Annotated in this window: 28 protein-coding genes and 1 pseudogene; 10 read left to right on the top strand and 19 right to left on the bottom strand. The window is 71.3% G+C overall.

What is annotated here, in order from left to right; translation table 11 throughout:
* Positions 1-61 precede the first annotated feature (61 nt).
* The 3 genes from JYK17_RS04850 to JYK17_RS04840 all read right to left on the bottom strand — a co-directional run bounded on the left by JYK17_RS04850 (position 62) and on the right by JYK17_RS04840 (position 2,216).
* Positions 62-1,117 carry an LLM class flavin-dependent oxidoreductase gene (locus JYK17_RS04850; protein ID WP_108012707.1) on the bottom strand — a complete coding sequence of 352 codons (1,056 nt, stop codon included), beginning with the start codon at positions 1,115-1,117 and terminating at the stop codon, positions 62-64.
* The gene (locus JYK17_RS04845) at positions 1,117-1,626 is read right to left on the bottom strand and encodes an SRPBCC family protein (RefSeq protein WP_108012706.1); all 510 of its coding nucleotides are present in this window, start codon (positions 1,624-1,626) and stop codon (positions 1,117-1,119) included. Before JYK17_RS04845 ends, JYK17_RS04850 begins: the two co-directional genes overlap by 1 nt.
* An 89-nt stretch (positions 1,627-1,715) precedes the next feature.
* Positions 1,716-2,216: a winged helix-turn-helix transcriptional regulator gene (locus JYK17_RS04840; RefSeq protein WP_222809827.1), complete on the bottom strand. Its 501-nt coding sequence runs from the start codon at positions 2,214-2,216 to the stop codon at positions 1,716-1,718.
* Positions 2,217-2,374: 158 nt separating this feature from the next.
* On the opposite strand from JYK17_RS04840, the gene JYK17_RS04835 reads away from it, so the two are divergent.
* The 4 genes from JYK17_RS04835 (at position 2,375) to JYK17_RS04820 (ending at position 6,513) form a co-directional block, all read left to right on the top strand.
* On the top strand, positions 2,375-3,517 hold the full coding sequence (locus JYK17_RS04835; RefSeq protein ID WP_181362487.1) for a chitinase: 1,143 nt from the start codon (positions 2,375-2,377) through the stop codon (positions 3,515-3,517).
* 102 nt (positions 3,518-3,619) lie between these two features.
* Positions 3,620-4,444, top strand: a complete 825-nt coding sequence (locus JYK17_RS04830) for a class I SAM-dependent methyltransferase (RefSeq protein ID WP_128803987.1) — start codon at positions 3,620-3,622, stop codon at positions 4,442-4,444.
* 326 nt (positions 4,445-4,770) lie between these two features.
* Positions 4,771-5,913: a transcription termination factor Rho gene (rho, locus tag JYK17_RS04825; protein WP_128803986.1), complete on the top strand. Its 1,143-nt coding sequence runs from the start codon at positions 4,771-4,773 to the stop codon at positions 5,911-5,913.
* Between the two features lie 165 nt (positions 5,914-6,078).
* A complete protein-coding gene (locus JYK17_RS04820) occupies positions 6,079-6,513 on the top strand; it encodes a PaaI family thioesterase (protein WP_108012702.1) in 435 nt (144 codons plus the stop codon).
* A gap of 57 nt (positions 6,514-6,570) precedes the next feature.
* On the opposite strand, the gene JYK17_RS04815 is transcribed toward JYK17_RS04820, so the two are convergent.
* Positions 6,571-7,152 (bottom strand): class I SAM-dependent methyltransferase, encoded by a 582-nt coding sequence (locus tag JYK17_RS04815; protein ID WP_128804615.1) that lies wholly within the window; start codon positions 7,150-7,152, stop codon positions 6,571-6,573.
* A 41-nt stretch (positions 7,153-7,193) separates the two neighbouring features.
* Entirely contained in the window at positions 7,194-7,838 is a 645-nt protein-coding gene (locus tag JYK17_RS04810; RefSeq protein WP_108012701.1) for a TetR/AcrR family transcriptional regulator, read from the bottom strand.
* Between the two features lie 173 nt (positions 7,839-8,011).
* On the opposite strand from JYK17_RS04810, the gene JYK17_RS04805 reads away from it, so the two are divergent.
* Positions 8,012-8,881, top strand: a complete 870-nt coding sequence (locus JYK17_RS04805) for an alpha/beta fold hydrolase (protein WP_222809826.1) — start codon at positions 8,012-8,014, stop codon at positions 8,879-8,881.
* Between the two features lie 67 nt (positions 8,882-8,948).
* Here JYK17_RS04805 and JYK17_RS04800 read toward each other — a convergent pair whose 3' ends face one another.
* From JYK17_RS04800 to JYK17_RS04785, 4 genes are all read right to left on the bottom strand, one after another.
* Entirely contained in the window at positions 8,949-10,094 is a 1,146-nt protein-coding gene (locus JYK17_RS04800; protein ID WP_222809825.1) for an RNA polymerase sigma factor, read from the bottom strand.
* Positions 10,095-10,102: 8 nt separating this feature from the next.
* Entirely contained in the window at positions 10,103-10,510 is a 408-nt protein-coding gene (locus tag JYK17_RS04795; RefSeq protein ID WP_108012698.1) for a YciI family protein, read from the bottom strand.
* A gap of 85 nt (positions 10,511-10,595) precedes the next feature.
* Positions 10,596-12,320: an MOSC and FAD-binding oxidoreductase domain-containing protein gene (locus tag JYK17_RS04790; protein ID WP_222809824.1), complete on the bottom strand. Its 1,725-nt coding sequence runs from the start codon at positions 12,318-12,320 to the stop codon at positions 10,596-10,598.
* Between the two features lie 26 nt (positions 12,321-12,346).
* Positions 12,347-13,216, bottom strand: coding sequence for a DUF427 domain-containing protein (locus tag JYK17_RS04785; protein WP_222809823.1), 870 nt, complete (start codon positions 13,214-13,216; stop codon positions 12,347-12,349).
* A 256-nt stretch (positions 13,217-13,472) separates the two neighbouring features.
* Here JYK17_RS04785 and JYK17_RS04780 point away from each other — a divergent pair.
* Positions 13,473-14,303: pseudogene (locus tag JYK17_RS04780) on the top strand (D-alanyl-D-alanine carboxypeptidase family protein); the annotation flags it as partial.
* 83 nt (positions 14,304-14,386) lie between these two features.
* On the opposite strand, the gene JYK17_RS40960 reads toward JYK17_RS04780, so the two are convergent.
* Together JYK17_RS40960 and mptB are read right to left on the bottom strand one after the other, a co-directional pair.
* A complete protein-coding gene (locus JYK17_RS40960; RefSeq protein WP_308011643.1) occupies positions 14,387-15,757 on the bottom strand; it encodes a glycosyltransferase 87 family protein in 1,371 nt (456 codons plus the stop codon).
* Positions 15,754-17,223 (bottom strand): polyprenol phosphomannose-dependent alpha 1,6 mannosyltransferase MptB, encoded by a 1,470-nt coding sequence (gene mptB, locus JYK17_RS04775; RefSeq protein WP_181362486.1) that lies wholly within the window; start codon positions 17,221-17,223, stop codon positions 15,754-15,756. The genes JYK17_RS40960 and mptB overlap by 4 nt, the downstream gene beginning before the upstream one ends.
* A gap of 112 nt (positions 17,224-17,335) precedes the next feature.
* Between mptB and JYK17_RS04770 the strand changes: the two genes are divergently transcribed.
* The gene (locus tag JYK17_RS04770; RefSeq protein ID WP_164932413.1) at positions 17,336-18,106 is read left to right on the top strand and encodes an alpha/beta fold hydrolase; all 771 of its coding nucleotides are present in this window, start codon (positions 17,336-17,338) and stop codon (positions 18,104-18,106) included.
* Between the two features lie 14 nt (positions 18,107-18,120).
* On the opposite strand, the gene JYK17_RS04765 is transcribed toward JYK17_RS04770, so the two are convergent.
* The 8 genes from JYK17_RS04765 to JYK17_RS04730 form a co-directional block, all read right to left on the bottom strand.
* Positions 18,121-19,059: a glutaminase gene (locus JYK17_RS04765; RefSeq protein ID WP_108012693.1), complete on the bottom strand. Its 939-nt coding sequence runs from the start codon at positions 19,057-19,059 to the stop codon at positions 18,121-18,123.
* A gap of 116 nt (positions 19,060-19,175) precedes the next feature.
* On the bottom strand, positions 19,176-20,192 hold the full coding sequence (locus JYK17_RS04760; RefSeq protein WP_108012692.1) for an asparaginase: 1,017 nt from the start codon (positions 20,190-20,192) through the stop codon (positions 19,176-19,178).
* 31 nt (positions 20,193-20,223) lie between these two features.
* A complete protein-coding gene (locus tag JYK17_RS04755; RefSeq protein ID WP_234547359.1) occupies positions 20,224-20,988 on the bottom strand; it encodes a FadR/GntR family transcriptional regulator in 765 nt (254 codons plus the stop codon).
* Positions 20,989-21,107: 119 nt separating this feature from the next.
* The gene (locus tag JYK17_RS04750; RefSeq protein ID WP_108012690.1) at positions 21,108-21,944 is read right to left on the bottom strand and encodes an undecaprenyl-diphosphate phosphatase; all 837 of its coding nucleotides are present in this window, start codon (positions 21,942-21,944) and stop codon (positions 21,108-21,110) included.
* A 73-nt stretch (positions 21,945-22,017) separates the two neighbouring features.
* Positions 22,018-22,392 (bottom strand): fluoride efflux transporter CrcB, encoded by a 375-nt coding sequence (gene crcB / locus JYK17_RS04745; RefSeq protein WP_128803981.1) that lies wholly within the window; start codon positions 22,390-22,392, stop codon positions 22,018-22,020.
* Positions 22,389-22,769, bottom strand: a complete 381-nt coding sequence (locus tag JYK17_RS04740; protein WP_108012688.1) for a DUF190 domain-containing protein — start codon at positions 22,767-22,769, stop codon at positions 22,389-22,391. Before JYK17_RS04740 ends, crcB (JYK17_RS04745) begins: the two co-directional genes overlap by 4 nt.
* Positions 22,766-23,227, bottom strand: a complete 462-nt coding sequence (gene crcB, locus JYK17_RS04735; RefSeq protein WP_128803980.1) for a fluoride efflux transporter CrcB — start codon at positions 23,225-23,227, stop codon at positions 22,766-22,768. The genes JYK17_RS04740 and crcB (JYK17_RS04735) overlap by 4 nt, the downstream gene beginning before the upstream one ends.
* Positions 23,228-23,395: 168 nt before the next feature.
* Positions 23,396-24,358 (bottom strand): SMP-30/gluconolactonase/LRE family protein, encoded by a 963-nt coding sequence (locus tag JYK17_RS04730; RefSeq protein ID WP_222809919.1) that lies wholly within the window; start codon positions 24,356-24,358, stop codon positions 23,396-23,398.
* 153 nt (positions 24,359-24,511) lie between these two features.
* Here JYK17_RS04730 and JYK17_RS04725 point away from each other — a divergent pair, with 153 nt between their 5' ends.
* The 3 genes from JYK17_RS04725 to JYK17_RS04715 all read left to right on the top strand — a co-directional run bounded on the left by JYK17_RS04725 (position 24,512) and on the right by JYK17_RS04715 (position 26,418).
* Positions 24,512-25,390 (top strand): YhjD/YihY/BrkB family envelope integrity protein, encoded by an 879-nt coding sequence (locus JYK17_RS04725; RefSeq protein WP_222809822.1) that lies wholly within the window; start codon positions 24,512-24,514, stop codon positions 25,388-25,390.
* 193 nt (positions 25,391-25,583) lie between these two features.
* Positions 25,584-25,934 (top strand): VOC family protein, encoded by a 351-nt coding sequence (locus JYK17_RS04720; RefSeq protein ID WP_222809821.1) that lies wholly within the window; start codon positions 25,584-25,586, stop codon positions 25,932-25,934.
* Positions 25,935-26,010: 76 nt separating this feature from the next.
* Complete coding sequence (locus JYK17_RS04715) at positions 26,011-26,418, top strand: MarR family winged helix-turn-helix transcriptional regulator (RefSeq protein ID WP_108012685.1); 408 nt, start codon at positions 26,011-26,013, stop codon at positions 26,416-26,418.
* Positions 26,419-26,444 lie beyond the last annotated feature (26 nt).

Genomic DNA, 26,444 nt, shown 5'->3' with positions numbered 1-26,444 from the left:
CCCACCGACGAACGGGGGCCGACCGAATCGACACTCTGCCGGACAGATCCTCAGGACGTCCCTACGACGCGCTGCCGGTCTCCCGTACGAGTTCGATGGCCCGACCCAGCGTGGCGAGCCGGTCCTCAAGGCTCTCCCCCGCCGGATACAGCCGTACGGTGTCCACGCCGGCGTCGCGCCACACCCGCAGCCGCTCCCGCACCATGGGCTCGGTGCCGATCAGTGTCGTACCGAGGACCATCTCGTCGGTCACGAGCGCGGCCGCGCCGTCCCGGTCGCCCGCCTGCCAGCGCTCGCGGACCTCGGCGGCCACCTCGGCCCAACCCTGGCGGCTGTAGGCGCTGTTGTAGAAGTTGGTCGAGGCGGATCCCATGCCGCCGAGGCTGAAGGCCAGCTCCTTCTTGCGGCCGGCGACCATCGCGGCGAGTGCGTCCTCGTCGGCGGCGAAGGCGACCTCGGCGCCCTGGCAGACGTCCAGATCCTTGCGGCTGCGCCCGGCCCCGGCGAGTCCTTCGTCGAGGTGGGCGAAGTAGGCGCCCGCAGCGCCCTCGGGCACGAAGCTGGTCCCGAGCCAGCCGTCGGCGACCGCACCGGTCAGCCGCAGCATGGCCGGTGACAGGGCGGCGAGGTAGACGGGCACGGGGTGCTCGGCCCGCGCCGACAGCCGCATCGGGACGGCGTCGCCGGGCAGCGGGATAGTGAACTGCGTTCCCTCATACGAGAGTTTGCCGCCGTCGAGCACGCGGTGCACGATCTCCACGGTCTCCCGCACACGGGCGAGGGGGTGGGCGAAGGGCACGCCGTGCAGCCCCTCCATCACCTGCGGACCGGATGCGCCGAGGCCCAGCAGGAAGCGGCCGCCGGAGAGGTTGGAGAGGGTGATCGCGGTCTGGGCGACGGCCACCGGGGTGCGGGTGCCGACCTGGATGACGCCGGAGCCCAGCAGCATCCGGTCGGTGCGCGCCGCGTAGTAGCCGAGGGCGGAGGGCGCGTCGGAGCCCCAGGCCTCGGCGACCCAGCAGATGTCGAGGCCCAGCTTCTCGGCCTCCACGACGAAGTCGGCGGTCTGGGACCAGTGTTCGCCCGCGGACGCCTCGACCGTGGTCGCGGTGCGCATCAGCCGGCCTCCGCCCGCTTCTTGATCTCCTTGAGGGTTGCGGTCATGTTCTGCTCCAGCTCCCGCAGCCGTACGAACACGATCTTCTGTTCCTTGTCCGGCATGCGGTCGATGGCCTCGCACAGTCCGGAGCGGCCGGGGCCCATCTGCATCCACTGCGACAGATCGGTGCCGCCGTCGCCGGCGTGGAGCCGGAAGCGCCAGACGGCCGACGGGTCGGCGGGGTCCTGCACCGCCCAGGCGAAGCGGCGGCCCGGTTCGTACTCGACGACGTAGGAGGTGGTCGACCATTCACCGAGCGCGTCGTGCTTGCTGTGGCCGAGGAAGCGGGCGCCGACCGCGGGCCCGGTGGCGCCGTCGAGCCAGGCGACCGACTGGAGTTCGCGGCTCATGTCCGGCATCAGGGAGATGTCCGAGACCAGGGCCCACACCCGCTCGGGCGGGGCATCGATCCAGGTCCGCACCTCGACGGTGGGTGTGTCCGTGTACCGTGCGCCGGTCCATTTCACGTCGGGCTACCTCCTCGCCGTCGAACGGTCTGACCTCAAGGGGCCTGACCTTCAGAGTTGCGTGATGAGACTAACCCTGTCAAGGAGCCTCACGTGAGGCCGAAGCGGCGTCGTACGTCCGGTCGTTGCTTCAGGCGCTCCGGGTAGCCGGGCCCCATCCGCATGGAGGTGTCCTCGGCGCGCAGCGGCTCGCGGCAGCGGGCGCAGACGACCTCGGCATGGGTGTCGTGGCCGCAGGTGTCGTGGTGGAAGACGACCGGGGCGCCCTCCTCCCCCGCCAGCCAGCGGTCGCCCCAGCGGGACAGCGTGGCGAGCACGCCGAAAAAATCCCGCCCCTTCTCGGTCAACACGTAGTCATAGCGCCGGGGTTCGTCCTGATAGGGGCGCTTCTCCAGCAGCCCTTCGTCGACGAGCCGGCGCAGCCGTTCGGTGAGCGTGTTGCGCGCGATGCCCAACTCCCGCTGGAACGCGTCGAAGCGGTGGATCCCGTAGAAGGCCTCCCGCAGCACCAGGGGCGTCCAGGCGTCGCCCAGCAGGTCCATGGTCGTCGCGATGGAGCACGGCCAGTTCGAGAAGGACGTCCGTTTCATGACCTCACCCTAGCCAGTCTCGTCATGAGACCCAGGGTTTCGGCCATTAACTTCAGCCCTTTCCTTAAGTATTGACGCCCTTCCGCTCTCCTGCCATGGTCTGGACCAATACACAGCACCCTCACTTTCGGCAGCGCCGACGAGAAGCGAGGTCCACCATGCCCACCCCCCGATTCACCGCCTTCCGCCTCAGACGCACCGCCCTCGACCGGCTCGCGTTCGTGGCCGTTCTCGCAGCCCTGCTCACCGCGCTGGTGAGCGTCACACCCGCTTCGGCGGCTTCCGGCCAGATCACGGGGCTGGCCGGAAAGTGCGTCGACGTGGCGGGCGCGAACAGCGCCAACGGGACCGCCGTCCAGCTCTACGACTGCAACGGGACCGGCGCCCAGAACTGGTCCAACCCCGGCGACGGCACCCTGCGCGCGCTCGGCAAGTGCCTCGACGTCGTCGACCGCAGCACCGCCGACGGCGCGGCCGTCCAGCTGTGGGACTGCAACGGCGGTCCCAACCAGCAGTGGGTGGTCTCCGGCGCCCACGACATCGTGAATCCGGCCGCGAACAAGTGTCTGGACGTGCGCGACAACAACAGCGCCAACGGCACCCGGCTGCAGATCTGGACCTGCACGGGCGGCGCCAACCAGAAGTGGAACGCACCCGCGAGCGACGGCGGAGGCACCCCCTCGGGCTTCGTGGTGAGCGAGTCGCAGTTCAACCAGATGTTCCCGAACCGGAATTCCTTCTACAGCTACAGCGGCCTGACCGCCGCGCTCAGCGCCTACCCCGGCTTCGCCAACACCGGCAGCGACACGGTCAAGAAGCAGGAGGCGGCCGCCTTCCTCGCCAACGTCAGCCATGAGACCGGCGGTCTGGTCTACGTGGTCGAGCAGAACACCGCCAACTACCCCACGTACTGCGACTGGAGCCAGCCCTACGGCTGCCCGGCCGGACAGGCCGCCTACTACGGACGCGGCCCCATACAGCTGTCGTGGAACTTCAACTACAAGGCGGCGGGCGACGCGTTGGGCATCGACCTGCTCGACAACCCCTGGCTGGTGCAGAACGACTCGGCGGTCGCGTGGAAGACGGGCCTGTGGTACTGGAACACCCAGTCCGGCCCCGGCTCCATGACCCCGCACAACGCCATGGTCAACGGCGCGGGCTTCGGCCAGACGATCCGGAGCATCAACGGCTCGCTGGAGTGCGACGGCAAGAACCCCGCGCAGGTGCAGAGCCGCGTCGACGCCTACCAGCGCTTCACCTCGATCCTGGGCGTCAGCCCCGGCGGCAACCTGTACTGCTGACCGGACACTTCACCGTCAGGCACACCTGAAGAGGCCGGGGTCCGCGACCCCGGCCTCTGTCTCTTCCCACCATGCGGCGCGGATTCGGGGTTGGATGGGGTTATGAACGACGAGCACGCGCGGTTCATGCGGGCCAACCAGGCGAACTGGGACGCGCGCACCCCGGTCCATCTCGCCAGCCAGTTCTACGGCCTCGACCAGGACCTGGACCCGGCCCGCTGGTTCGCCTCATTCGAGTGGGACGACCTCGGCGAACTGGCCGGACGCGACGTGCTGCATCTGCAGTGCCATCTGGGCACCGAGACCCTCGCCCTCGCCCGCCGCGGCGCCCGGGCCACGGGACTCGACTTCTCGGAGGCGTCGACGACCGCCGCCCGGGACATCGCGGCGAAGGCGGGCCTGGACGTCGAGTACGTACGGGCGAACGTCTACGACGCCGAACAGGCCCTGCAGGGGCGGCAGTTCGACATCGTGTACACCGGCAAGGGCGCCCTGTGCTACCTGCCCGACCTGGACCGCTGGGCGTCCGTGGTCGCCCGGCTCCTGCGCCCCGGCGGCCGGTTGTACATCGTGGAGTTCCACCCGCTGCTCAACTCGCTGGGCCCCAAGCCGGGCCCGGGCGAGGGACCCGATCTGCTGCTGCGGCACGACTACCTGGCCGGCGAGGTCGCGGTGCACCGCGACGCGACGCACACCTACACCGACGGTCCGGCCGTCGAGGGCGCCACCGACAGTTACGAGTGGATGCACGGAATAAGCGACGTCGTCAACGCGTTGATCGGAGCAGGACTGACCATCCGGAGTCTGCGGGAGAGCGACGAGCTGCCCTGGCCGCGCTGGCCGCAGATGGTGCGGACCCCGTCCGGTTGGTGGCGCCTGCCGCAGCCGCGCATCCCGCTGCTCTACGGCCTCCTCGCCTCCCGCTGAACCCGCTGAACCCACGGAACCCGCCGACGCCGAACCCTCGGAACCCGCCGATCGGTTTGACGCCGTACCCGTTGTGGTACGGTCCTACCAGCACTTGTGTACGCCCCCTTTGAGGGCGCCGGTGCGGATCTCATCTCAGTTCGCCGTATCGCCCACCGTTTCCCGGTCGGCTCACCGGCTTCCCAGCACCGCCTCGTGACCAGCGGTTCTGCCGTATCCGAGGTGCTGTTCCTGCCGCAGAAAGCGTGCTCTGTCCGCCTTCCCTCCGCGGCGTTCCCCTCCCTTCGCATGTTCCATGCCATCCGTCCTCGAAAGGACCGACCACCATGACCACCACTCTCGAACACCCCCCTGTCAAGCAAGAGCCCCGGACCGAGGCCGTCACCGGTGTCCTCGACATCGACGCGAACGGAAAGGGGCACCTGCGCGCCGAGGGCCTCCTGCCCTCGCCGTCCGACCCTGCCGTCTCCCCCGCGCTGATCCGCCGTCACGGCCTGCGCAAGGGCGACCTGGTCGAAGGCGTACGCGACGCCCGGCGCGCCCTGACCGAGGTCGCACGGGTCGACGGGCGCACGCCCGACGCACTGCGCGGCCGCCCCCACTTCCGCGATCTCACGCCGCTGCACCCGCGCGAGCGGCTCCGCCTGGAACACCCTGCGGCCGGCCTGACCGGGCGCGTCGTCGATCTGATCGCACCCGTCGGCAAGGGCCAGCGCGGACTGCTCGTGGCCCCGCCCAAGACCGGCAAGACGATTGTGCTGCAGCAGATCGCGGCCGCCGTCGCCGGCAACCACCCCGAGGCCCGTCTGATGGTGCTGCTGCTCGACGAGCGCCCCGAGGAAGTCACCGACATGCGGCGCTCCGTGCGCGGCGAGGTGTACGCCTCGACCTTCGACCAGGCCGCCAAGCAGCACATCGCCCTGGCCGAGCTGGTCATCGAACGGGCCAAGCGGCACGTCGAGGCCGGCGAGGACGTCGTGATCCTGCTCGACTCACTGACCCGGCTGTGCCGGGCCCACAACAACGCGGCCGCATCCGGTGGCCGCACCCTGACCGGTGGCGTCGACGCGGCGGCGCTGCTCGGGCCGAAGCGGTTCTTCGGCGCCGCACGGCTGGCCGAGGAGGGCGGATCGCTCACCATCCTCGCCACCGCGCTGGTCGAGACCGGCTCACGCGCCGACGACTACTACTTCGAGGAGCTGAAGAGCACCGGCAACATGGAGCTGCGCCTCGACCGCGAACTCGCCGCGCGCCGCGTCTTCCCCTCCGTCGACATCACCCCCTCCGGCACCCGCCGCGAGGAACTGCTCCTGCCCCCGGCCGAGTTGACCGCCGTACGCGGCTTGCGGCGCGCCCTGCAGACCCGGGACGGCCAGACCGGCACGGAGACCCTGCTGGAACGCCTGCGCAACACCCCGGACAACGCGACGTTCGTACGCCGCATCCAGCCGACGCTGCCCGCCGAGTGACCCGGCACGCGTGCGCCGCACCACGTTGTCGTGGCGACGGACGGACGAGAACGCGCAGTTGCCCCCGAGTGCCGTACACCTGCTGCCACACTGCCGTTGACACCGCGCACGATCATCAGCGCGCGCCCGGCACCGCGTCCCCGCCCTCGCGAAAGGCAGCACACCATGCCACCTTCAGAGTCGACGTCCCCCGGCCCCGCCGCCCTCCTCGCGGCCATGCCCTTCGCGGCACGCCTGGGCATCGAACTCCACGAGGCACGCCCCGACCGGGTCGTGGGCAGCCTGGCCTGGTCCCCCGAGGCCTGCACCGCGGGCGGAGTCCTGCACGGCGGAGCCCTGATGGCGCTGGCCGACTCCGTCGGCGCCGTCTGCGCCTATCTCAACCTCCCGCCGGGCGCCGGGACTTCCACAATCGAGTCCAAGACCAACTTCCTGCGGGGAGTGACCTCCGGACGCGTCCACGCCACGGCCCGCACCCTGCACGTCGGCTTCACCCTGGTCGTCGTACAGACCGACCTGCGCGACGACAGAGACCGGCTCGTGGGGCAGACCACGCAGACCCAGATCGTGCTCGCGGCGAACGACGGCTCCGGGGACTGACTGGACGTCTGACCGACTGCATTGACCTCATTGATCGCATTGATCGCATTGATCGCATCACGAGGGTCCGCGTCGCGCTCGCAGTACGGAGTCGTGGGTGTGGTGGGTGCCGGCGGGCGCGGGGCCGCCTCGCGGACGGGTTTCGCTGACGACGACGGTCCAGTCGCGGTCGAGGAACGCGGCGAGGTCGTCGGTCCGGTAGTAGTCGTCGGGGTCGAAGCCCTGCTCCGGGTCCGGGGTCAGGTCGGCGAGGTCATGGGTGGCGAAGAGCAGTGTGCCGCCGGGGGCGACGGCATCCAACAGGCCGCGCAACACCGTATGTTCCGGCGTTCGCCGGAGCGGGAAGTACTGGACGGACACCAGGTCGAAGGCGCCGGGTGCGGGCGGCGCGACGGTCAGGTCGGCGTGTCTCCACGCCACGCGGTCCGTGAGGCCGGCCGTGTCGGCGGCGGCGCGGCGCAGGGCCGTCTCGGAGATGTCGACCGCGGTGACCTGCCAGCCGTGTCGCGCCAGCCACAGCGCGTCCGCGCCCTCGCCGCATCCCACGTCGAGCGCACGCCCGACGGGCAGGCCGGTGATCTCGCGGACGAGCACCGCGTTGGGCGCCCCGGAGAACACCCGGTCTCGGCTGCGGTACATCTCGTCCCAGAACAGGTCGTCGGGCAGTGCGGGCCGCGCGCTCACCTCGCGCCCTCCTCCGCGAGCGCTCCGTGCAGGAAGACGGCGACCAGTTCGGAGGTGTCGAGCGCGACGGCGCCCAGCTGCTGCGGGCGGTGGAAGAGCAGGCCGAGGAAGAGCGCGGCGGCCTGATCACCGGAGATCCGCAACTGCCCCGCCTCCGGTGCGAACAACTCCGCGAGCGCCTCGCGGATCGCCGCCATCGAGGCCTCCCGGGCTCCGGCGGGCGGCCTCTTTCCCTCATCGCTCCGCTGCCGCCGGTGCCCGGACTCGTGCAGGGCTCCCGCGACCGCGCCCATCCGCCCCAGATGGGCGCCGAGCGCGTCGGCGGCCTCGGCCAGGCGGTGGGCCAGCGGCTGGTCGAGCGAGATCGAGGAGATCTCCCGTACAGCGTGATCGTGGCGCATCGCCTCGGCCATCACCGCGTCGAGCAGTTCGTCCTTGTCGGCGAAGACACGGAAGATCGTCCCCTCCGCGATCCCCGCGGCGCGCGCGACCTGACCGGTGGTGACCTTGGCACCCGCCTCCGCGACAAGCGGCAGAGCGGCGGCGACGATCATCTGCCGACGCTCGTCGGGCTCCATGGCGGGGGCGCGGCGCCGGGACTTCTGTGGGGTGCCCTGCTGGGTTTCATCATGTGTCGTCATGCGGCCAGCGTACGAGTGAGTGCTCACTCAGTCAATGAGTGAGCACTCACTCGTACGCACAGACGGGATGCGGGCGCCTTGAGACATAACCTCTAATATCGCATTGACAGGTTAGGCGAAAGGTGCTGCACTGAACGCATAGCCACTCACTCAAATTTGAAGGGTTAGGCGCGATGATCTCCTCCGTCCACCACCGCACGGTCACCGTCAACGGACTCGACGTCTTCTACCGGGAAGCCGGCGACCCCCAGGCCCCCGCGCTCGTACTGCTGCACGGCTTTCCGACCAGCTCGCACATGTTCCGGCACCTGATCCCGGCCCTCGCCGACCGCTACCACGTGATCGCTCCCGACCACATCGGTTTCGGGCAGTCGGCGATGCCGGGGGTGCGGGAGTTCCCGTACAGCTTCGACGCGCTCACCGAGGTCACCGCCGGGCTGCTCGAGCAGCTGGGCGTCGGACGGTTCGCGATGTACGTGCAGGACTACGGCGCTCCCATCGGTTGGCGGCTCGCCGTCCAGGACCCGGAGCGCATCACGGCGATCATCACGCAGAACGGCAACGGCTACGAGGAGGGCTTCGTCAAGACCTTCTGGGCCGGCGTCTTCGCCTACACGACGAACCCCGGACCGGACACCGAGGCCGCCATGCGCGGTGCCCTGACCCTGCAGAGCACCCGCTGGCAGTACGTGAACGGCGTCGCCGACCCCAGTCTGGTCAGCCCGGACAACTGGCTCCACGACCAGGCGTTGCTGGACCGCCCCGGCAACGACGAGATCCAGCTCAAGCTGTTCCGGGACTACCCCACCAACGTGGACCTCTACCCGCGGCTCCACCAGTACTTCCGCGACTCCCGGGTCCCGCTGCTGGCGGTCTGGGGAGCGGGCGACGAGATCTTCGGCCCCGCCGGTGCGGAGGCGTTCCGCCAGGACCTGCCCGACGCCGAGATCCATCTGATCGACTCCGGCCATTTCGCCCTGGAGAGCCACCTCGCGACCATCACCGGGCACATCCGCGACTTCCTCGGTCGCGTTCTCGCCTGACGGGTGGGAGATGCACGACCTGACGGGCGGGAGATGCCCGACCTGAGGGTAGGAGATGCACCACCTGTCAGGCGCGTCGCCCGGCGTTGAGGCGGGCGGCCTGGCGGGTCAGGTGGGCCCGTTCGGGGAGATTGGAGGACTTGTGGGCAGCCTCGGCGTAGAGTGCGGCAGCCTTTTCCAGGTCGCCGTCGCGTTCGTGGAGGTAGGCCGCAACGGCGGTGTGGCGGGGCAGTGAGTCGTTCAGTTCCGCGAGTGCCGCGAGGCCGGCGCGTGGGCCGTGGGCCTCGCCGATCGCGACCGCGCGGTTGAGGAGCACGACCGGGCTGTCGACCAGGGCCGCGAGCTCGTCGTACCACTCGACGATCTGCGCCCAGTCCGTCTCCGCGGTGGTGGGCGCGTCGGCGTGCAGGGCGGCGATGGCGGCCTGGGCCTGGTACTCACCGAGCCGGTCGCGGGCCAGTGCCTTCTGCAGAATGTCGATGCCCTCCCCGATCGCCTTGGTGTCCCAGCGACCGCGGTCCTGCTCGGCGAGCGGGACCAGGCTGCCGTCCGGCGCGGTCCGGGCGGCCCGGCGGGCGTGGTGGAGCAGCATGAGGGCGAGCAGCCCGGCGACCTCGGGGTGGTCGATCGCGGCGGCGAGCTGCCGGGTGAGCCGGATGGCCTCGGCGGCGAGGTCGATGTCGCCGGAGTAGCCCTCGTTGAAGACCAGGTACAGCACGCGCAGCACGGTGGCGACGTCGCCGGGCCGGTCGAAGCGCACGCCGGAGACGGTGCGTTTGGCCCGGCTGATGCGCTGCGCCATGGTGGCCTCGGGGACGAGGTAGGCCTCGGCGATCTGCCGGGTGGTGAGCCCGCCGACGGCGCGCAGGGTGAGCGCGACCGCGGACGACGGCGTGAGCGAGGGGTGGGCGCAGAGGAAGTAGAGCTGGAGCGTGTCGTCCACCGAGGGCGCGGGTCCGGGCGCCGGTTCCTCTTCGACGCGGCCCTCACGGCGCCGGCGTGCGGCGTCCGCCCGGGTCGCGTCGACGAACTTGCGCCAGGCCACGGTGACCAGCCAGCCCTTCGCGTCCCGGGGCGGATCGTCCGGCCAGCGGCGGACCGCCTCGACCAGGGCTTCCTGTACGGCGTCCTCGGCAGCGGCGAAATCCGCTCCGCGGCGGACGAGGACGGCGAGCACGCTGGGCGTGAGGCTCCTGAGCAGGGCCTCGTCCATCGAAGGGGTCACTCCGTCGTGGTGCAGTGCTCGGCCATGAACGGGCGCACCTCGAGCCACTCCTGGACGGGCTTGCCGCCCGCGCCGGGGGCGGCGGACAGCTCCGCGGCCAGTTCGAGGGCGCGCTCGTAGCTGTCGACGTCGATCACCATCCAGCCGGCGATGAGGTCCTTGGTCTCGGCGAACGGACCGTCGGTGACGGGCGGGCGCCCCTCGCCGTCGTAGCGGACGAAGGTCCCCTCGGGGGTCAGCGCCCGGCCCTCGACGTACTCCCCGCTCTTCTCCAGCCGTGCCGCGAAGTCGTCCATGTACTGCGCGTGCGCCGCGATCTCCTCCGGTGTCCACTGGTCCATCGGCACGTCGTTGACCGAGGCCGGGGCGCCCCGATAGTGCTTCAGCAGCAGGTACTTGGCCATCGTGTCGTCACTCCTCGGGCTCGTGCGACCCATTGTGGCCGGTCGCAATGTGCGGCGGATGTGGTGGTCATGGTGTTCGCCCGTCTCACATGTCCAGCACGATGTCGCCGCCGGGCCGGGCGCAGCAGATGAGTACGTCGCCGTCGGGCGGGGGCTCCAGCGGGGCCGGCTCGTAGGTGACTCGGCCCGACAGGAGGGGGGTGACGCAGGTGTGGCAGACGCCGGTGCGGCAGCTCCAGCGGGCGGGGACGTCGCAGGCGTCGGCGAGTTCGAGCAGGCTGCCGCGGCTGTCGGGGAAGGGCGTGGAGATGCCGCTGCGGGCGAAGGTCACCGTCGGGCCGGAGCCGGGCGGTCCGGGCGGCTGGTGCGGTGGCCGGCGTGTCTGCGCGGTGAGACCGGGGTTGATGGCGGGCAGCGCCCCGAACAGTTCGGTGTGGATGCGGGCCGGGTCGAGGCCGGCCGCGACGAGGGCGTCCGTCATGTCGGTCATGAATGCCGCTGGCCCGCAGATGTAGGCGGTGGCGTCGGCCGGGACCTTCAGGGCGGTCAGCGCGTCCTTGGTCACGCGCCCGGCGCTCGCGCCGTCGCGATCGCGTTCCTCGGCGGTGGCCGCGCTGTAGAAGAGATGCTCACGGGAGTGCGGGAGTGCCGCGAGGAGGGGGCGCGCCTCCGCGGCGAGCGGGTGCTCGCCCGGGCTGCGGGCACCGTGGATCCACCAGATCTCGCGGTCGCTGCGGGCGGCCGCGAGCACGTGCAGCATGGACAGCGTCGGTGTCACGCCGATGCCCGCGGAGATCAGCAGGACCGGGCCGGTGCCCTCGGTGAGCACGAACTCGCCGCGCGGCGCCGCGACTTCGAGCAGCCCGCCCGCGCGCAGACCGGTGGTCAGGAAGCCGCTCGCGGCGCCGTGCGGTTCATGCTTGACGCTGATGCGGTAGCTGCCCGTGTCGGGCGCGGAGGACAGCGAGTAGCTGCGCACCGGTGCGGGCTGCCCGGCGCCGGGGACCCGCAGCGTCAGATACTGGCCCGCGCGGGCGGCCGGGAGCCGGGTCCCGTCGGTGGCGGTCAGATGGATCGAGGTGACGGTCGCGCTCTCGGCGACGACGTCGGCCACCCGCAGCTCGCGGAAGCCGTCCCAGGCGGGGCGGGCGGCAGCGGCGGCGCCGGATCCGTCGGCGAGCAGTTCGCGGAACGAGCCCTGCCAACCCGGGCTCAGCGCGGGGATGTCGACAGCGAGGCGCAGCTTGGCCGGGTCGCGGTCGGGGAGGTAGAGCAGCGCGTCGGTGTCGGCCACGGTGAGCGCTCCGGGGCCGGTACGGGTTTTGACGATCCGGTCGCCGGCCTCGATGCGTCCCTCGCGCAGGACGCGCATGTAGAAGCCGGGGCGGTGGTGGCTGACCAGCAGGGCGGGCAACTCCGGTTCGCCCATGCGCATTCCGACGCGGTAGCAGGTGACCCGGGGCTGGGTGACCTCGAACTCGGCCTCGCCGATGCGGTATTGGTCGCCGATGCAGACCTCGTCATCGGCAAGGCCGTCGACGGTGAGGTTCTCCCCGAACTGTCCGAAGGTGAAGTTGTCGCGTCCGAAGTGCCGTTGCCAGTAGCGATAGGACTCGATCTGGTAGACGAGCACCGCCCGTTGCTCACCGCCGTGGCCCTTGGTGTCGCCCTGGCCGTCGCCGTCGATGTTGAGCCGGCGCACCATGGCCGGTCCGGACACCGGGTCCTTCCACACACCGGTGTGGACCGTACGGCCCTGCCACGCCACGTCCTTGGGTTTTCCCACGTTCACCGACAGCAGGGACGGCATGGCCCGCTCCTTCCTCGTGCTCGTGCTCACGGCTGCTCGACGGGAGCCGTCTCGTCGAGATCGAGGTTGCGGTCGACGCCGTGCGAGACGACTTTCTGCCCAGGTTCCAGCCTCAGCCGGACACCGTCGAGTCGCACCTCGACCTCGTCGGGCTCGAAGGAGACCAGGTCCTCGATGCGGTCGACCTCCCGGTAGGCGTTGCGGTACGACCAAGCGGCGCGCCGCGCCTCACCGATGTCGTAGTAGTCGCACAGACCCTTGTAGGGGCAGAACGTCCGGGTGTCGGCCGGGGTCAGGGCCGTCTCGTCGACATCGGCCCGCGGCACGTACCAGCGGGGCGCGAACCCGGACTCGTAGAGGACCAGCGGCCGCCGGGAGTCGGCGACGACGCGGTCGCCGCTGCGGACGACGAGATGGCGGCTGGTGCGGCGGATGTCGATGCGGTGGTAGTTGTCGGCGGCGTGGCCGACGATCCGCTCGTCCTCCTCGTAGAAGGCGTCCATCGCCCGCCAGGCGAAGGCCACGCGCCCCTTCAACTCAGCAGCGTGGTCAGGCAGTTCGGTGTGTTGCCAGGCCGCGCGCTGCTTGCTCTGCGTCCCCGCCCGCACGGTGTACCAGGTGGTCGGCCCGAGGTCGCGGTGGCGGGTGGTGTGCCCGCCCGCCTCGAGTACGGCGGCGTCGATGTCGCCGACGGGGAAGTACGCCACCGGGTAGCGGCCGGGCTCGTGCAGCAGCACGACGTCCTCGCTGTCCGCGATCCAGGTGTCGGCGAACCGGACCCGCATGCGCCGGCGCAGCGGCTCCGCGAACAGCATCCGCTCGGGCAGGGGTTCGGGGACGAGGAAGCGGCCGACCGCGCCGGGGGCGAGCGGACCTTGCTGCCAGGACAGACCCATCGTTTCGTTCCTTCCGGCTCGGCCCGGAGCCACGGCAGGCGCCGAGTCCAAATCTAACTCTTGTGCGCGCTTTTAGTGGTTGCAGTTCGAGTCAAGCATCCCACCCCTAACCTGTCAAGACGCAAATAGGGGTTAGAAAGCTGAGGGGCGATGAAGTGAGGAGGTCAGGTGACCCCACTGAGGCATCCGGGTGCTAGCGGAACGTTCCCGGCCCGGTCATCGCCCTGTACACCGGTCCAATTCCTACGTTGATCATATGATCACCGAATTTCCATCCCGGGCGGCCGCCGCCACCTGTGTGCTCTGTGTCGCGGGCGTCATCGCGTTCGCGCCCGTGGCGGCCGCGGCCGGTGCGGAGCCCGTGCCGCCCGCCCCGGCTCGGGCGGGGCTGCCGCAGCCGTCGTATCTGTATCGCGAGGGCACTCTCGTCCGGCCGCATCGGAGCGCACCCGGGCTGCCGGACGTCTCCGCGCTGTCCTGGCTGGTGTCCGACGCGCGCACCGGCGCGGTGCTCGCCGCGCACGACGCCCATCGGGCCCTGCCGCCCGCCAGCACCCTCAAGACCCTGTTCGCCCTGACCGTGCTGCCGGTCCTGCCGGCGGACCTGCGGCACACGGTCCGCGAGGAGGAGATGGCCGACATCGGTCCCGGCAGCAGCAGGGTCGGGGTCGCCGGGGGGCTCACGTACCGGGTCTCGGATCTGTGGCGCGGGGTCTTCCTCAACTCGGGCAACGACGCCGTGGACGTCCTGGCCTCGATGAACGGCGGCTGGCACCGGACCGCCGAGCAGATGCAGGCCAAGGCCCGCACCCTCGGCGCCATGGACACGCAGGTGCGCTCGCCCGACGGGTACGACATGCCGGGCCAGGTGTCGTCGGCGTACGACCTGGCGGTGTTCGGCCGGGAGGGACTGCGCAACCCCGACTTCGCGAGCTACTGCGGCACGGCCGAGGCGAAGTTCCCGGGCGGGAGCGGATGGTCGTACGGCATCAAGAACACCAACCGGCTGCTGACCGGTGCGGACGGAGTGGAGCCGTATCCGGGCCTGATCGGCGTCAAGAACGGCTACACCAGCAACGCCGGCAACACGCTCGTCGCCGCCGCCCGCCGGGACGGGCGCACGCTCGTCGTCACGGTGATGAACCCTCAGGAGGGCGGCGGATTCGCCGTCTACGAGGAGGCTCGCCGGCTGCTGGACTGGGGGTTCGCGGCGGACGGGCTGGTCGAACCGGTGGGCTCGCTGGACGGGCTGCGGGTCAGGTCGCGGCCGGGGCCGCACGCCACGCCGGTGGCGGCACCACGCGCCACACCGGTGGCCGGCGCCCGGGACAGCGGCCCCGGATGGCCGACGGCCGGTGTCGTCTCGGGTGCCGCCCTGCTCGGTGCGGTGGCCGTGGCGCTGGTGCTGCGGGCCAGGGGCAGGGCGTCGGCGCGGAGTTGACCCACCGGCAGCCACAGCAGGAGACCCAGTGTGATCCAGGTGTAGACGTTGCTGCCGAGGAAGCCGTCGATGCCTGACGCGTCGTGGAACCACAGCCACACCACGCTGGTGCACATCACGGCGTACAGGACGCCCGCCACGCGCGCGTGCCCGCTGCGCACCAGCACGGCGAACGCCGGCAGCAGCCACACCAGGTGGTGCACCCAGGTGATGGGGCTGACCAGGCACGCCGTCGCGCCGGTGAGGGCGAACGCGGCCGGCCAGTCGTCCGCCGCCACCGCACGGCGGGCACGCCACGCCCAGATGCCGAGGACCACCAGGACCGCCCCGGCCCACACCGCGCGGTCCATGACGCCGAGCCGGGCCAGGATGCCCTGGAGCGACTGGTTGGAGACGTAGGCGAGGCGGCCCACCCGGCTGGTGTCCCACAGGGCGTCGGTCCAGTAGAAACGGGAGGCCGCCGGGTCCACCCATGCGGCGAGCCCGGTCGCCGCCGCCGTGACCGCGCTCGCGACGGCGGCCGCACGCCATCGCCGGGCGATCAGCAGCAGACCGATGAAGACCGCGGGCGTGAGCTTGATCGCGGCGGCCAGGCCGATGCCGACGCCCGCCAGGCGTTCCCGGCCGGTGGCGAGCAGCCGGGCGTCGGTGAGCACCAGGGCCAGCAGCAGGATGTTGACCTGGCCGAAGCTGAAGGTGTCGCGCAGCGGTTCGTACAGCGCGAGCAGGCACAGGCCCACGGCGCAGCCGAACCAGCCGTGGCGGCGCCATGTCCCGTCGGTGAGGAGGTGCACGACCAGTGCCAGGGCCGCCAGGTTGAGCACGAGTGCGGCGGCGATCGCCGTGTGCAGGCCGACGAGGGACATGGGCAGCATGGCGACGGCCGCGAACGGCGGGTAGGTGAAGCCGTACGCCGTGCCCGGCACCTGATAGTCATAGAGCCGGCCGCCGTGGTGGACCCAGGCGTTGACCGCCCCGTGGTAGACGCGCAGGTCGAACCAGTCGCGCAGCAGCGGCACGGTCGCGGTGAAGACGGTGACGGCGGCGGCCAGGGCGAATACCAGCAACAGTCGGCCGCGGTCGGTGCGGGGAGCGTTCACGCGGTCCGTCCCACGGCGGGTGCCTGCGCGGCCTGGTGGGCCTGCCACAGCACGACCACGGCCAGCGCGCCGCCGGACACGGCGAGCATCAACTGCCCGCTGTCGGCCGGGCCGCCGCTCGGCAGGGTGGCGAGCGCGAGCACTCCCGTCACGGCCGCCACCCGTTGCCGTACCGAGGTGGTCGGGGCCGCGGCGGCGATCAGGAACAGCCCCCACAGGGCGTACCAGGGGCGGATCGCCGGGCCGAACGCGGCCACCGCGGCCAGGCTGAGGCCCAGCGCGTAGACGGGTCTGGGGCGCAGCCGCCACCATATGGCCGCCACCACGACCGCGGTGATCAGGAGACCGAGCAGATGCCAGGCCGGCAGGGCCAGCGGCGCAAGGTCGCTGTCGAAGCGCCCCAGCAGGGCGCCGGTGGCGCGGCCGAGGAGGCTGGAGAGCGCCCAGTTGTGCGGGGAGACGGGGGTGTCGAGGGCGCCGATCCAGCCGTATCCCGTGCCGGCGAGTGCGGTCGCGGCGACGGTGGTGGCCGCGGCGGCGAGTGCGGTCGTCAGCGCCGCCTTGGCCGGGGGTCTGCCCGCCCGCACCTGGAGGAGGACGACCGCGGCGAGCCCCAGTACGGCGGGTGCCTTGACCAGCGCGGCGAGGGTGACCAGCGCGGCGCCCAGGACCGGCCGTCCGCCGAGCGCGGCGACCAGGCCGACGCCGAGCAGACCGAGCATGATGGCGTCGTTGTGGGCGCCCGCGACCAGGTGGAGCAGGACCAGCGGGTTGAGGGCGCCGAGCCAGAGTGCGGCGGCCGGGTCGGCTCCGCTGTGCCGGGCCAGCCGGGGCAGCGCGGCGGCCATCAGCGCCACGCCGAGCAGCGCGACCAGCCGCATACCGAAGAGGCCCGCGGGGATCTCGCCCCGGGTCAGGCCGGACAGCGCGGAGGCGACGGCGAGGAACACCGGGCCGTACGGGGCGCCGGTGTGCTGCCACAGCGGTGCCACCTCGTCGGCGAGCGGGCCGCCGAGCTGGGCGGGGCCCTGGGCGTAGACGTCCATGTGGGCGTCGACCATGGCGCCCTGGGCGAGGTAGCTGTAGACGTCACGGCTGAACAGCGGCGGGGCGAGGAGCAGCGGTGCCGCCCAGACGGCGAGAACGAGCATCAGGTCGCGCGGGGTGGGCGGTTCGGTGCCGCGCACGAGCCGGCCGAGCAGCACCCAGGCGGCGATCAGCAGGACGACGCCGAAGTAGACGCCGACCAGGCCGAGGGCGGCGTGGACGTTGGCCGGAGCCAGCAGCTCCCGTACGGGCAGGGCGCCGGCCGACTCACCGCCCAGGGCGAGGAAGGCGGTACCGGCCAGGCCCAGCATCTGGCAGCGGCGGAGATCGACGGGAAAGGCCTTGGCCAACACTCGACCAGCGTGTCGATGCCGGGTGGCCGGAGATTGACGCGCCCCCTTCCGGGCGGGGGCCTGCATGTGACCGGCGTGTGATCCTGCCGCCGCAGCGATGATTCCCCCGTGCCCGGCCGGTCTCCCCTGTGTCTCTTCAAGCGTTCCTGCCAGTCCCGGCACTTACCGAACGGACGTGATGAACATGCCCGCCGACTCCGCATACGCGAAGGTCAACGGCCTGGAGATGTACTACGAGAGCCACGGCTCGGGCGACGACGGCAGCCGCCCGCTGGTGCTGCTGCACGGAGGGGTGCACACCGTCGGCCTGTCCTTCGGGGCGGTGCTGCCCGCGCTCGGCGAGGGCCGTCGCATCGTGGCGCCCGAGCTGCAGGGGCACGGCCACACCGCTGACACCGAGCGCGAGATGTCGGTGCCGAACTTCGCCTCGGACGTCGTGGCGCTGCTGGACCAACTCGGCATCGGACAGGCCGACTTCATCGGCTTCAGCCTCGGCGGCCTGACCGCGTTGGAGATCGCGGTGCGGCATCCCGAGCGCGTCGGGCGCTTGGTGCTCGGCTCCGTGCAGTACCACCAGGACGGCTACCACGACGAGATCCGCACCCCCGACTACACCTCACCGCGACTGCCGAGCCAGGAGGACTTCCAGGAGTGGGCCGACGCCTACGCGGCCGTGGCGCCGCATCCCGAGCACTTCCAGGAGTTCCTCGGCAGGGTCACGGGCGCGGCCCACGCCCCGCTGCCCTGGACCGCCGACGACCTGCGTGGGCTCACAGCGCCCACGCTGCTGCTCATCGGCGACACCGACTTCGTACGCATCGAGCACGCGGCCGAGATGCGGGAGCTGATCCCGGGCGCGCGGCTGGCCGTGCTGCCGGGCACCACGCATGTGGAGCTGATGCGCCGCACCTCGGTCCTGCTGCCGCTGCTGACGGAGTTCCTGAACTGAGGGGCCACCGTGGTTCAGAACACGGAAAGGCCGGTCAGGGTCGTGAAGCGGTCCAGCGCCGCGACGCCCGCCACCGAGTTGCCGCGCTCGTCGAGCCCCGGGCTCCACACGCACAGCGTGCAGCGTCCGGGCACGACCGCGATGATGCCGCCGCCGACACCGCTCTTGCCGGGCAGGCCGACGCGGTAGGCGAACTCGCCCGCCGCGTCGTAGGTCCCGCAGGTCAGCATCACCGCGTTGACCTGCTTGGCCTGGCTCTGGCTGAGCAGCCGGTCGCCGTCGGCGCGAATGCCGTGGCGGGCCAGGAAGCCGGTGGCCAGGGCGAGATCGGCGCAGGACGCCATGACGGAGCACTGGCGGAAGTACTGGTCCAGCAGCACCGGGACCGGGTTGTCGATGTTGCCGTAGGACGCCATGAAGTGCGCCAGGGCGGCATTGCGGTCCCCGTGCGCGGACTCGGAGGCGGCCACGTCCTTGTCGAAGTCCAGGGCGGGGTTGCCGCTCTCCGCCCGCAGGAAGCCGAGCAGTTCGCCCGAGGCGTCTCCGGTACGGGTCTGCAGCCGGTCGGTGACGACGAGGGCGCCCGCGTTGATGAACGGGTTGCGCGGGATGCCGTTCTCGTACTCCAGCTGGATCAGGGAGTTGAAGGGGTTGCCGGAGGGCTCGCGGCCCACGTGCTCCCACAGTGCGTCGCCCTCGCGGGCCAGGTCGAGGGCGAGGGTGAAGACCTTGGTGATGGACTGCGTGGAGAACGGCTCGCGCCAGTCCCCCACGCCGTACACCGTGCCGTCCAGCTCCGCCACCGCCATGCCGAAGCGGCGCGGGTCGCAGGCCGCGAGCGCCGGGATGTAGTCGGCGGGACGGCCGCTGCCGGGGGTCCGCTCGATCTCCTCGGCGATGCGCGCCAGGACAGGTTCGAAGGAGTGCGACGACGCCGTAGTCATGATCACCATTGTGCCGCCGCCCCGGTCCCGATGGCGTCTTTCAGGGGCGCGGGGAACTGCGCGACCAGCCACACACGACCGGCAGACCGAAGACGCCCGCTGCCCCCCGTTCGAACCCGGAACCCCTAGGCGCAGACACCCAACGGCACCGGATCCAAGGCACGCACCGCACGCACGCACCCCACTGGCTCCCCACCCCCGAGCAACGGCTCCCCGGCGAACTCGGTGAGCAGTTCCGGGTCGACGCCCGCGCGAGCGAGCCCCGCCGCGGCCACGGGGATCCGCGCCCGGTTCGCCCCGTCGGCGATCTTCACGGCGACGGCCCGGCCGTCCGGCAGTGCGGCGACCTGGACGCCCTCGAAGCCGTCCTTGGCCAGCAGCCCCGGCACGGCACGCATCAGCGCGGCCACGTCCCGGCCCGCGCCGGACGCCGTTTCGGCATACGTACGCATGGCGTCGGCGACCCGCGCCTCGGGAGTGCCGGCCACCGCCGTCGTCACCCGGGCGGCCGCGCGCGCGAGCCCGTGCAGCGACACCGAGAACAACGGAGCCCCGCACCCGTCGACCGTCACCTGCGCGACGCGCTGCCCCGTGAGGTCCTCGACGATCTCGGCGATCGCCTGCTGGAGGGGGTGCGCGGGGTCGAGGTAGTCGTCCAGGGACCAGCCGTTGAGCTTGCAGGTGTAGAGCATGGCCGCGTGCTTGCCGGAGCAGTTCTGCGCGAGCCGGGAGGGCGCGCGGCCCTCGCGTACCCAGGTGTCGCGGACGGCCGGGTCGTACGGCATGTCCGGCACGTTGCGCAGGTGGTCCTCGGTGAGCCCGGCGAGTTCGAGGATGCGCCGGGCGCCGGCGATGTGGCGCTCCTCGCCGGAGTGGCTCGCCGCGGCCAGCGAGAGGAGCTCGCCGTCCAGCGGGAGGCCGGCCCGGACCATGGCGACGGCCTGGACGGGCTTGAGGGCGGAGCGGGGGTAGAAGGCGGCCTCGATGTCTCCGATCTGGAGCTGGACCTTGCCGTCGGTGTCGAGGACGACGACGGAACCGTAGTGGATGCCCTCGACGACCCCGCCGCGTATCAGGTGGGCGACGGGGGCGTGGAGGGGCTCGCGGATCAGGGGTGCGTCCGCGACGGAACTGCTGAACATCACTGCCTCTTGTACTGGGACGGCGCGAGGGTCACGCGCCTTCTCCTGTGGTGGGTCGGTGGTCGGTGGAGTCGGTGGCCGGGCGTGCGGCGCCGTCCGCGCGCCCGCGGCGGACGATGTCGTCGAGGGTGGTCCAGACGCGGTCCAGGTGGTGCGCCATGGCATCCACGGCGTCGCGTTCGGAGCCGTCCGTCAGCGCCTCGATGATCGCCCGGTGCTCGCGGTTGGACTGCTCGCGGCGTCCGCCCAGTTCGTTGAGGAAGGCCGACTGACGCGCCAGTGCGTCCCGGATCTCCTCGATGACCCGGCGGAAGACCGGGTTCTGGGAGGCCTCGGCGACGGCCAGGTGGAAGAGCGTGTCGAGGGCGACCCACGAGGTGGTGTCGGTCTCCCGCTCCATGCGCTCCAGCAGATGCGCCAGGTGGTCGAGGTCCTCGGGGGTGCGGCGCAGCGCCGCGTAGCCCGCGACCGGGATCTCGACGTGCCGGCGCACCTCCATCAGATCGCTGGCCGCGTAGTCGCCGAAGGTGGGGTCCTCCACCGCGCTCGCGACGACGAACGTGCCCTTGCCCGTCTTGGAGACGGTCAGACCCATCGTCTGCAGGGCCCTGAGGGCCTCGCGCAGCACGGGCCGGCTGACCTCCAGGGTGCGGCACAGCTCCGCCTCGGAGGGCAGCTTGTCGCCCACCTCGTACTCGCCGCGCTCGATGGCGGTACGCAGATGGGCGAGGACCGCTTCCATCGCGCTGACGCGTCGCGGCCCCGGCACGGCTGTCTGGCTGTCTGACAGGTTCACGGAGCGATGGTGCGGGCGGCGGGCGGCCGCTGTCAAGGCGGGCCGCTGGGAGGAACGGACGAGGCGTGAAGCCCGGGATCGGACTTCACGCCTCGGTGACGAGCAACCGGAAGCCGCCCTCAGCTGCTGAGGGTTCCCGTGCCGAGCAGGCCCAGCAGCAGCACGCCGACGACGAGCCGGTAGATCACGAACGCGTTGAACGAGTGCTTGGCGACGAACTTCAGCAGCCAGGCGATGGAGGCGTACGCCACCACGAAGGAGACGAGCGTGCCGACGGCCAGCGGCGCGGCACCCACCCCCGTCCCCAGCGCGTCCTTGAGCTCGTACAGGCCCGCGCCGGTCAGGGCCGGGATGCCGAGGAAGAACGACAGACGGGTGGCCGCGACCCGGTCCAGGTCCAGGATCAGCGCCGTGGACATGGTGGCGCCGGAGCGCGAGAAGCCCGGGAAGAGCAGCGCCAGGATCTGCGAGCAGCCGACCAGCATCGCGTCCTTGAACGTGGTGTCGTCCTCACCTCGCTTGTGCCGGCCCATCTGGTCGGCCGCCCACATCACGCCACTGCCGACGATCAGGGATGCGGCCACCACCCACAGCGACGCGAGCGGGCCCTCGATCAGCGGCTTCGCCGCGAGCCCCACGATCACGATCGGAATGGTGGCGGCGATCACCCACCAGGCGAACTTGTAGTCGTGGTGGTACCGCTCCTCCTTGTTCACCAGGCCACGGCCCCACGCGGAGACGATCCGCACGATGTCCTTGAAGAAGTAGACGAGCACGGCCGCGATCGCACCGACCTGGATGACAGCCGAGAAACCGACGACGGCGTCGTCGTCCACGGGGATGTCCATCAGCCCCTCGGCGATCTTCAAATGGCCGGTCGAGGAGACCGGGAGGAACTCGGTCACCCCCTCCACCACACCGAGGACGACGGCCTGACCGACGTTAATGACGCTCATGGGATCCAGTTCTGCTGAGTTGGTCGACAGTGCTGTAGACAGTCTTACTACGGCCGGGTGAAGGACCGGACACCTACCCCCACAGTGCCTGGGCGACCGACACCCCGAGGAAGGCGGCGCCGAGCCCCGCCAGCACGCTCCCGACGACGTTGGCGGCAGCGTAGAGCCCCGCACCGGTCTGGGTCAGGCGCAGGGTCTCGTACGAGAAGGTCGAGTACGTCGTCAGCGCCCCGCACAGTCCCGTGCCGATCAGCAGCTGCAGGTGGGAGCCGGCCGCTCCGGCGGACACGGCACCGGTCAGCAGGCCGAGGATCAGCGAGCCGGAGACGTTCACTGCGAACGTACCCCAGGGGAAGACCGTGTCGTGCCGGGTCTGCACCGCGCGGTCGGTGAGATAGCGCACCGGGGCGCCGACCGCGGCGCCCACGACGACCAGCAGCCAGTTCACGACGACCTCTCGCCCTTCCTGCCCGTGCCACCGGGATCACCCCCGCGGCCGACGTACCGGATGACCTCGCATTCGTCGAGGATCACCAGGCCCTCCGCGACGAGTTCGTCGAGCTGCGGGAGGAAGGCGCGGACGCGCTCCTCGGTGTCGACGACGACGACCGCGACCGGCAGGTCCTCGCTCAGGGACAGCAGCCGTGAGGTGTGGATCAGCGAGGAGGCGCCGAAGCCCTCGATACCGCGGAAGACGCTGGCGCCGGCGAGCCCGGCGGCGTGCGCGCGGTGCACGATCTCCGAGTAGAGCGGCTTGTGGTGCCAGGTGTCGTTCTCGCCGATGAAGACGGTCACGCGCAGGGCGGTGCCGGTCAGCCTCGTCATGGCTGCCTCCACTTCAGGACGCGGCGGGCGGCGGTCATCGCCAGCCACACCGCCGTGAGGGCCGCGATCAGGGTCGCGGCGAGGTAGGCCGGCCCGGTGCGGGGATGGCCGGAGTCGACAAGCCGCTGGATGTCGACGGCATAGGTCGAGAAGGTGGTGAAGCCGCCGAGCACCCCGGTGCCGAAGAAGGGCCGCACCAGGCGGTGGGCGGCCCACACATCGGTGATGACGACCATGAACACGCCTATCACGGCACAGCCGACGACATTGGTCCAGAAGGTCGCCCAGGGGAATCCGCCGGGCCCGGTGGGCCACCACAGCGTCAGTGCGTAGCGCGCGCTCGCGCCGATCGCGCCGCCGAGCGCGACCACCGCGAGGACGGGGGCCTGGCCGCGCCAGACGGGCGGCCGCGGGCTGTGGGGCCGCGTGCGCAGGCTCTCGGCTTCGGGGGCTGTCATGGGCGTACGTCTCCTACTCGCCGGGGCCCGGGATGCGGGCGCCGTTCGTTCGCAAGTAGGGACCGTTGGCGGCGGTACGGCCGCGGTTCGGGTACGGCGGGCCCCACCGCCGCGCCGCGAGAGGTGATCGCGGCCGGGCAACAGGGTAGCGTCCGCGCCGCGCCCGGGTCACTTCGGGGCGGGCCGCGCGCACACCGCGACGCCCCGCTCCCACAAACTGCCGAGCACCAGATGTCCGGCGGCCTCGCACACGCTGGTCACCATGCGGTAGCCGGAGCGGCGGTGGGCGAGATGGTGGACGATCCCGCCCGAGTCGTCGACCGCGAGGACACCGATGGTGCCGGTGGGGCGGTACGGGGCACGGACGGCGATGCGGGCAGCGGCCGACCGGACGGCGGGGGCGGCGCGGTGCAGCAGGTCGAGCGCCGGCACCCGGGGGCCTGCCAGCGAGACCCAGATCGGGTCGTCCGGTGCGCCGCGCCAGATGTTGTCGGGCATGCCCGGCAGGTTCTCGGCGAAGGGCTCGCTCCGCCCGGCGTCGGGGCCGCCGAGCCAGTAGCGGGTGAGCCTGCGCGCGCCCGTCTCGGCGACGACCAGGAAGGATTCGTCGGCGCTCAGGGCGAGCCCGTTGGCGAACTGCAGCCCCTCCAGCAGGACTTCGGGGGTCTCGCTGCCGGGGGCCAGGCGCAGCAGGCGGCCCGTACCGGTGTGTTCGACGATGTCGCCGATCCACTGTTCCAGGGAGTAGCGGCGGCTGGAGACGGTGAAGTACACGCTGCCGTCCGAGAGAGCGACCGCGTTGCTGCAGAAGGTCAGTCTCTGACCCGCCACCGAGTCGGCGAGGATGCGGACGACGCCCTCGCGCAGATCGACGCGCAGCAGTCCTAGTTCGGCGTCGCACACCAACAGGGCGTCGTCCGTGAGGAGTTCCAGTCCGAGCGGACGGCCGCCCGTCTCGGCGAGCACCTCGACGCGGGCGGACCCGGGCTCGGTCAGTCCGTCGATGCGCAGGATCCGGCCGTCCTCCACGCCGGTCAGGACACGGCCGCGGGAATCCGCGACGACGTCCTCGGGGCCGCGGCCACCGATGTCGATGTACTGGAGCGGGATCAGTTCACCGGGACGGTCCATGAAAACCTCCTCGTCGAGGTCGGGACGGTTCATGCTGGCATGGGTAGGGCCGCCCACCGGGTACGCGTCACCCGATCAGGTTTGTCCGGGGGTGTTCCTGGCCACTCACACACCACCAGGGGTGGCCCCGGGCCGGAGGAAGGGGTGGTCCTCATGTCGCGGTGGGCCGCGAGGCACCGGCCGGGGCTGGCCGAGTTGCACCGTCGCGGCACGGAACTGGAGTTGCTGCACCGGGCCATGGGGTTCGCGACCCTCGCCCTGGTCACCCTGGCCCCGCTGCTGATCGTGGTCGCCGCGGCGGATCCCTTCGGACACGGCGGCTTCGCCCTGTGGCTGGTGGACGGCATGGCGCTGTCCGGCCGGTCCGCCGACGCGCTCGCGCATGTCTTCGGCCCGACCCGCAAGGTGATCAGCACCACCAGCATGCTGAGTGTGGCCCTGCTGGCGTTCTTCGGCATGTCCTTCGCGTCGAGCGTGCAGAACGGCTACGAGCGGATCTGGAAGACGCCCTCCATCGCCTGGCACAAGATCTGGCGGCAGGCGGTGTGGCTGGTGATGCTGATGGTGTACCTGTACGCCCAGGTGCAGACGCGGAATGTCCTGGAAGGCACGCCCCGCATCCTGCTCAGCATGGGCGTCGGCGTGCTGTTCTTCTGGTGGGGCCCGCACTTCCTGCTCGCCCGCCAGGTCGCCTGGCGCCATCTGCTGCCCGGTGCGCTCGCGACGATGGCGGGTCTGGTCGGCCTGCGCGGCTTCTCGTATCTGGTCTTCACCCCGCTCCTCGTCACCAACGCGTTCACCTACGGCCCGGTCGGCACGGTCCTGGTCGTGGAGTCCTGGCTCGTCGGCGTGGGGTTCGTCGTCTACGGCGGCGCGCTGCTCGGCCGGCTCGTGTGCGAGTGGCTCGGGCATGTGGACAGCCCCGGCGATCCGCCGGACCTTTCGGCGTCCGGCCCGCCGGACGGCGGCGGACCCGAGCCTCCGGCAGCCATGCGGTCGTGGCAGAAGCGGTCACGGCGGAGCTTGTCGTGAGGACGTGCGTACGTGCGTACGTGACAAGGGTGGCGACGTGGCGATGGCGCCCCGGTGGTTCCTCCCGGCGGAGGGCCGATCGAGGGCATCCGAGGCATCCGGTCAGGATCGAAGAAGCCGTTCCCCGCTCCCCCGTCCTAGCGTGGAGCCACCGACAAAATCCGTCGGTTCATCCTCTGCCAAGGAGCACACCATGACCGTCGGCATCAAGACCGTCATCTACCCCGTCAAGGACCTCGCGCGGGCCAAGGCCCTGTTCAGCGCTCTGCTGGAGGTCGAGCCGTACGCGGACGAGCCGTACTACGTCGGCTTCAAGGACGCGGGGCTGGACGTCGGGCTCGACCCCAACGGGCACTCCAAGGGCATGACCGGCCCGGTGCCGTACTGGCACGTCTCCGACATCCGCGGGCGGCTGGCCGCGCTGGTGGACGCCGGTGCCGAAGTGCTGCAGGACGTGCAGGACGTCGGCAACGGACGGCTCATCGCCTTCGCCAAGGACGCGGACGGCAACCTCGTGGGGCTGCTCCAGGACCCGACCTCCTGACAGTACGGGTTGATCTCCATGCACCCGCATTGGTTGCACTGTCAACAAATGGCTGATTCGGTGTTACCGTGCGGTCATGGCAGTGAAAACGGCCGCCTCCCGGCTCGAGGAGAAGTGGCGGGACATCCTCTCCGTGCATGCCCGCACCATGTGCGAGATCGACCGGGTCCTGCACCCGCACGGCCTGGGCGCGAGCGACTTCGAAGTGCTCGACATCCTCGCGTCCGAGGCGCCCGGCGAGGGTGAGCAGTGCCGGGTGCAGAACCTCGCGGAACGCGTCCATCTCAGCCAGAGCGCGCTGTCCCGGCTCATCGGCCGGCTGGAGAAGGACGGCCTGGTGGAGCGTTCCGTGTGTATGGAGGACCGGCGCGGGGTGTGGGTCGCCCTGACGGACAAGGGCCGCGCTCTGCACGCCGAAGTGCTGCCACTGCAGCGCGAGGTACTGGCCCGGCTGCTGGGCAGCCGGGCCGTACCCATGTCGTAGCGGCCGTCACCTCATGTCGGTGCCGT

The sequence above is a fragment of the Streptomyces plumbidurans genome (assembly GCF_019857225.1).
Classification (GTDB): Bacteria; Actinomycetota; Actinomycetes; order Streptomycetales; family Streptomycetaceae; genus Streptomyces; species Streptomyces plumbidurans.
The sequence above is the reverse complement of the archived record's forward strand: the minus strand, read 5'-3'. Positions and strand labels throughout refer to the sequence as shown.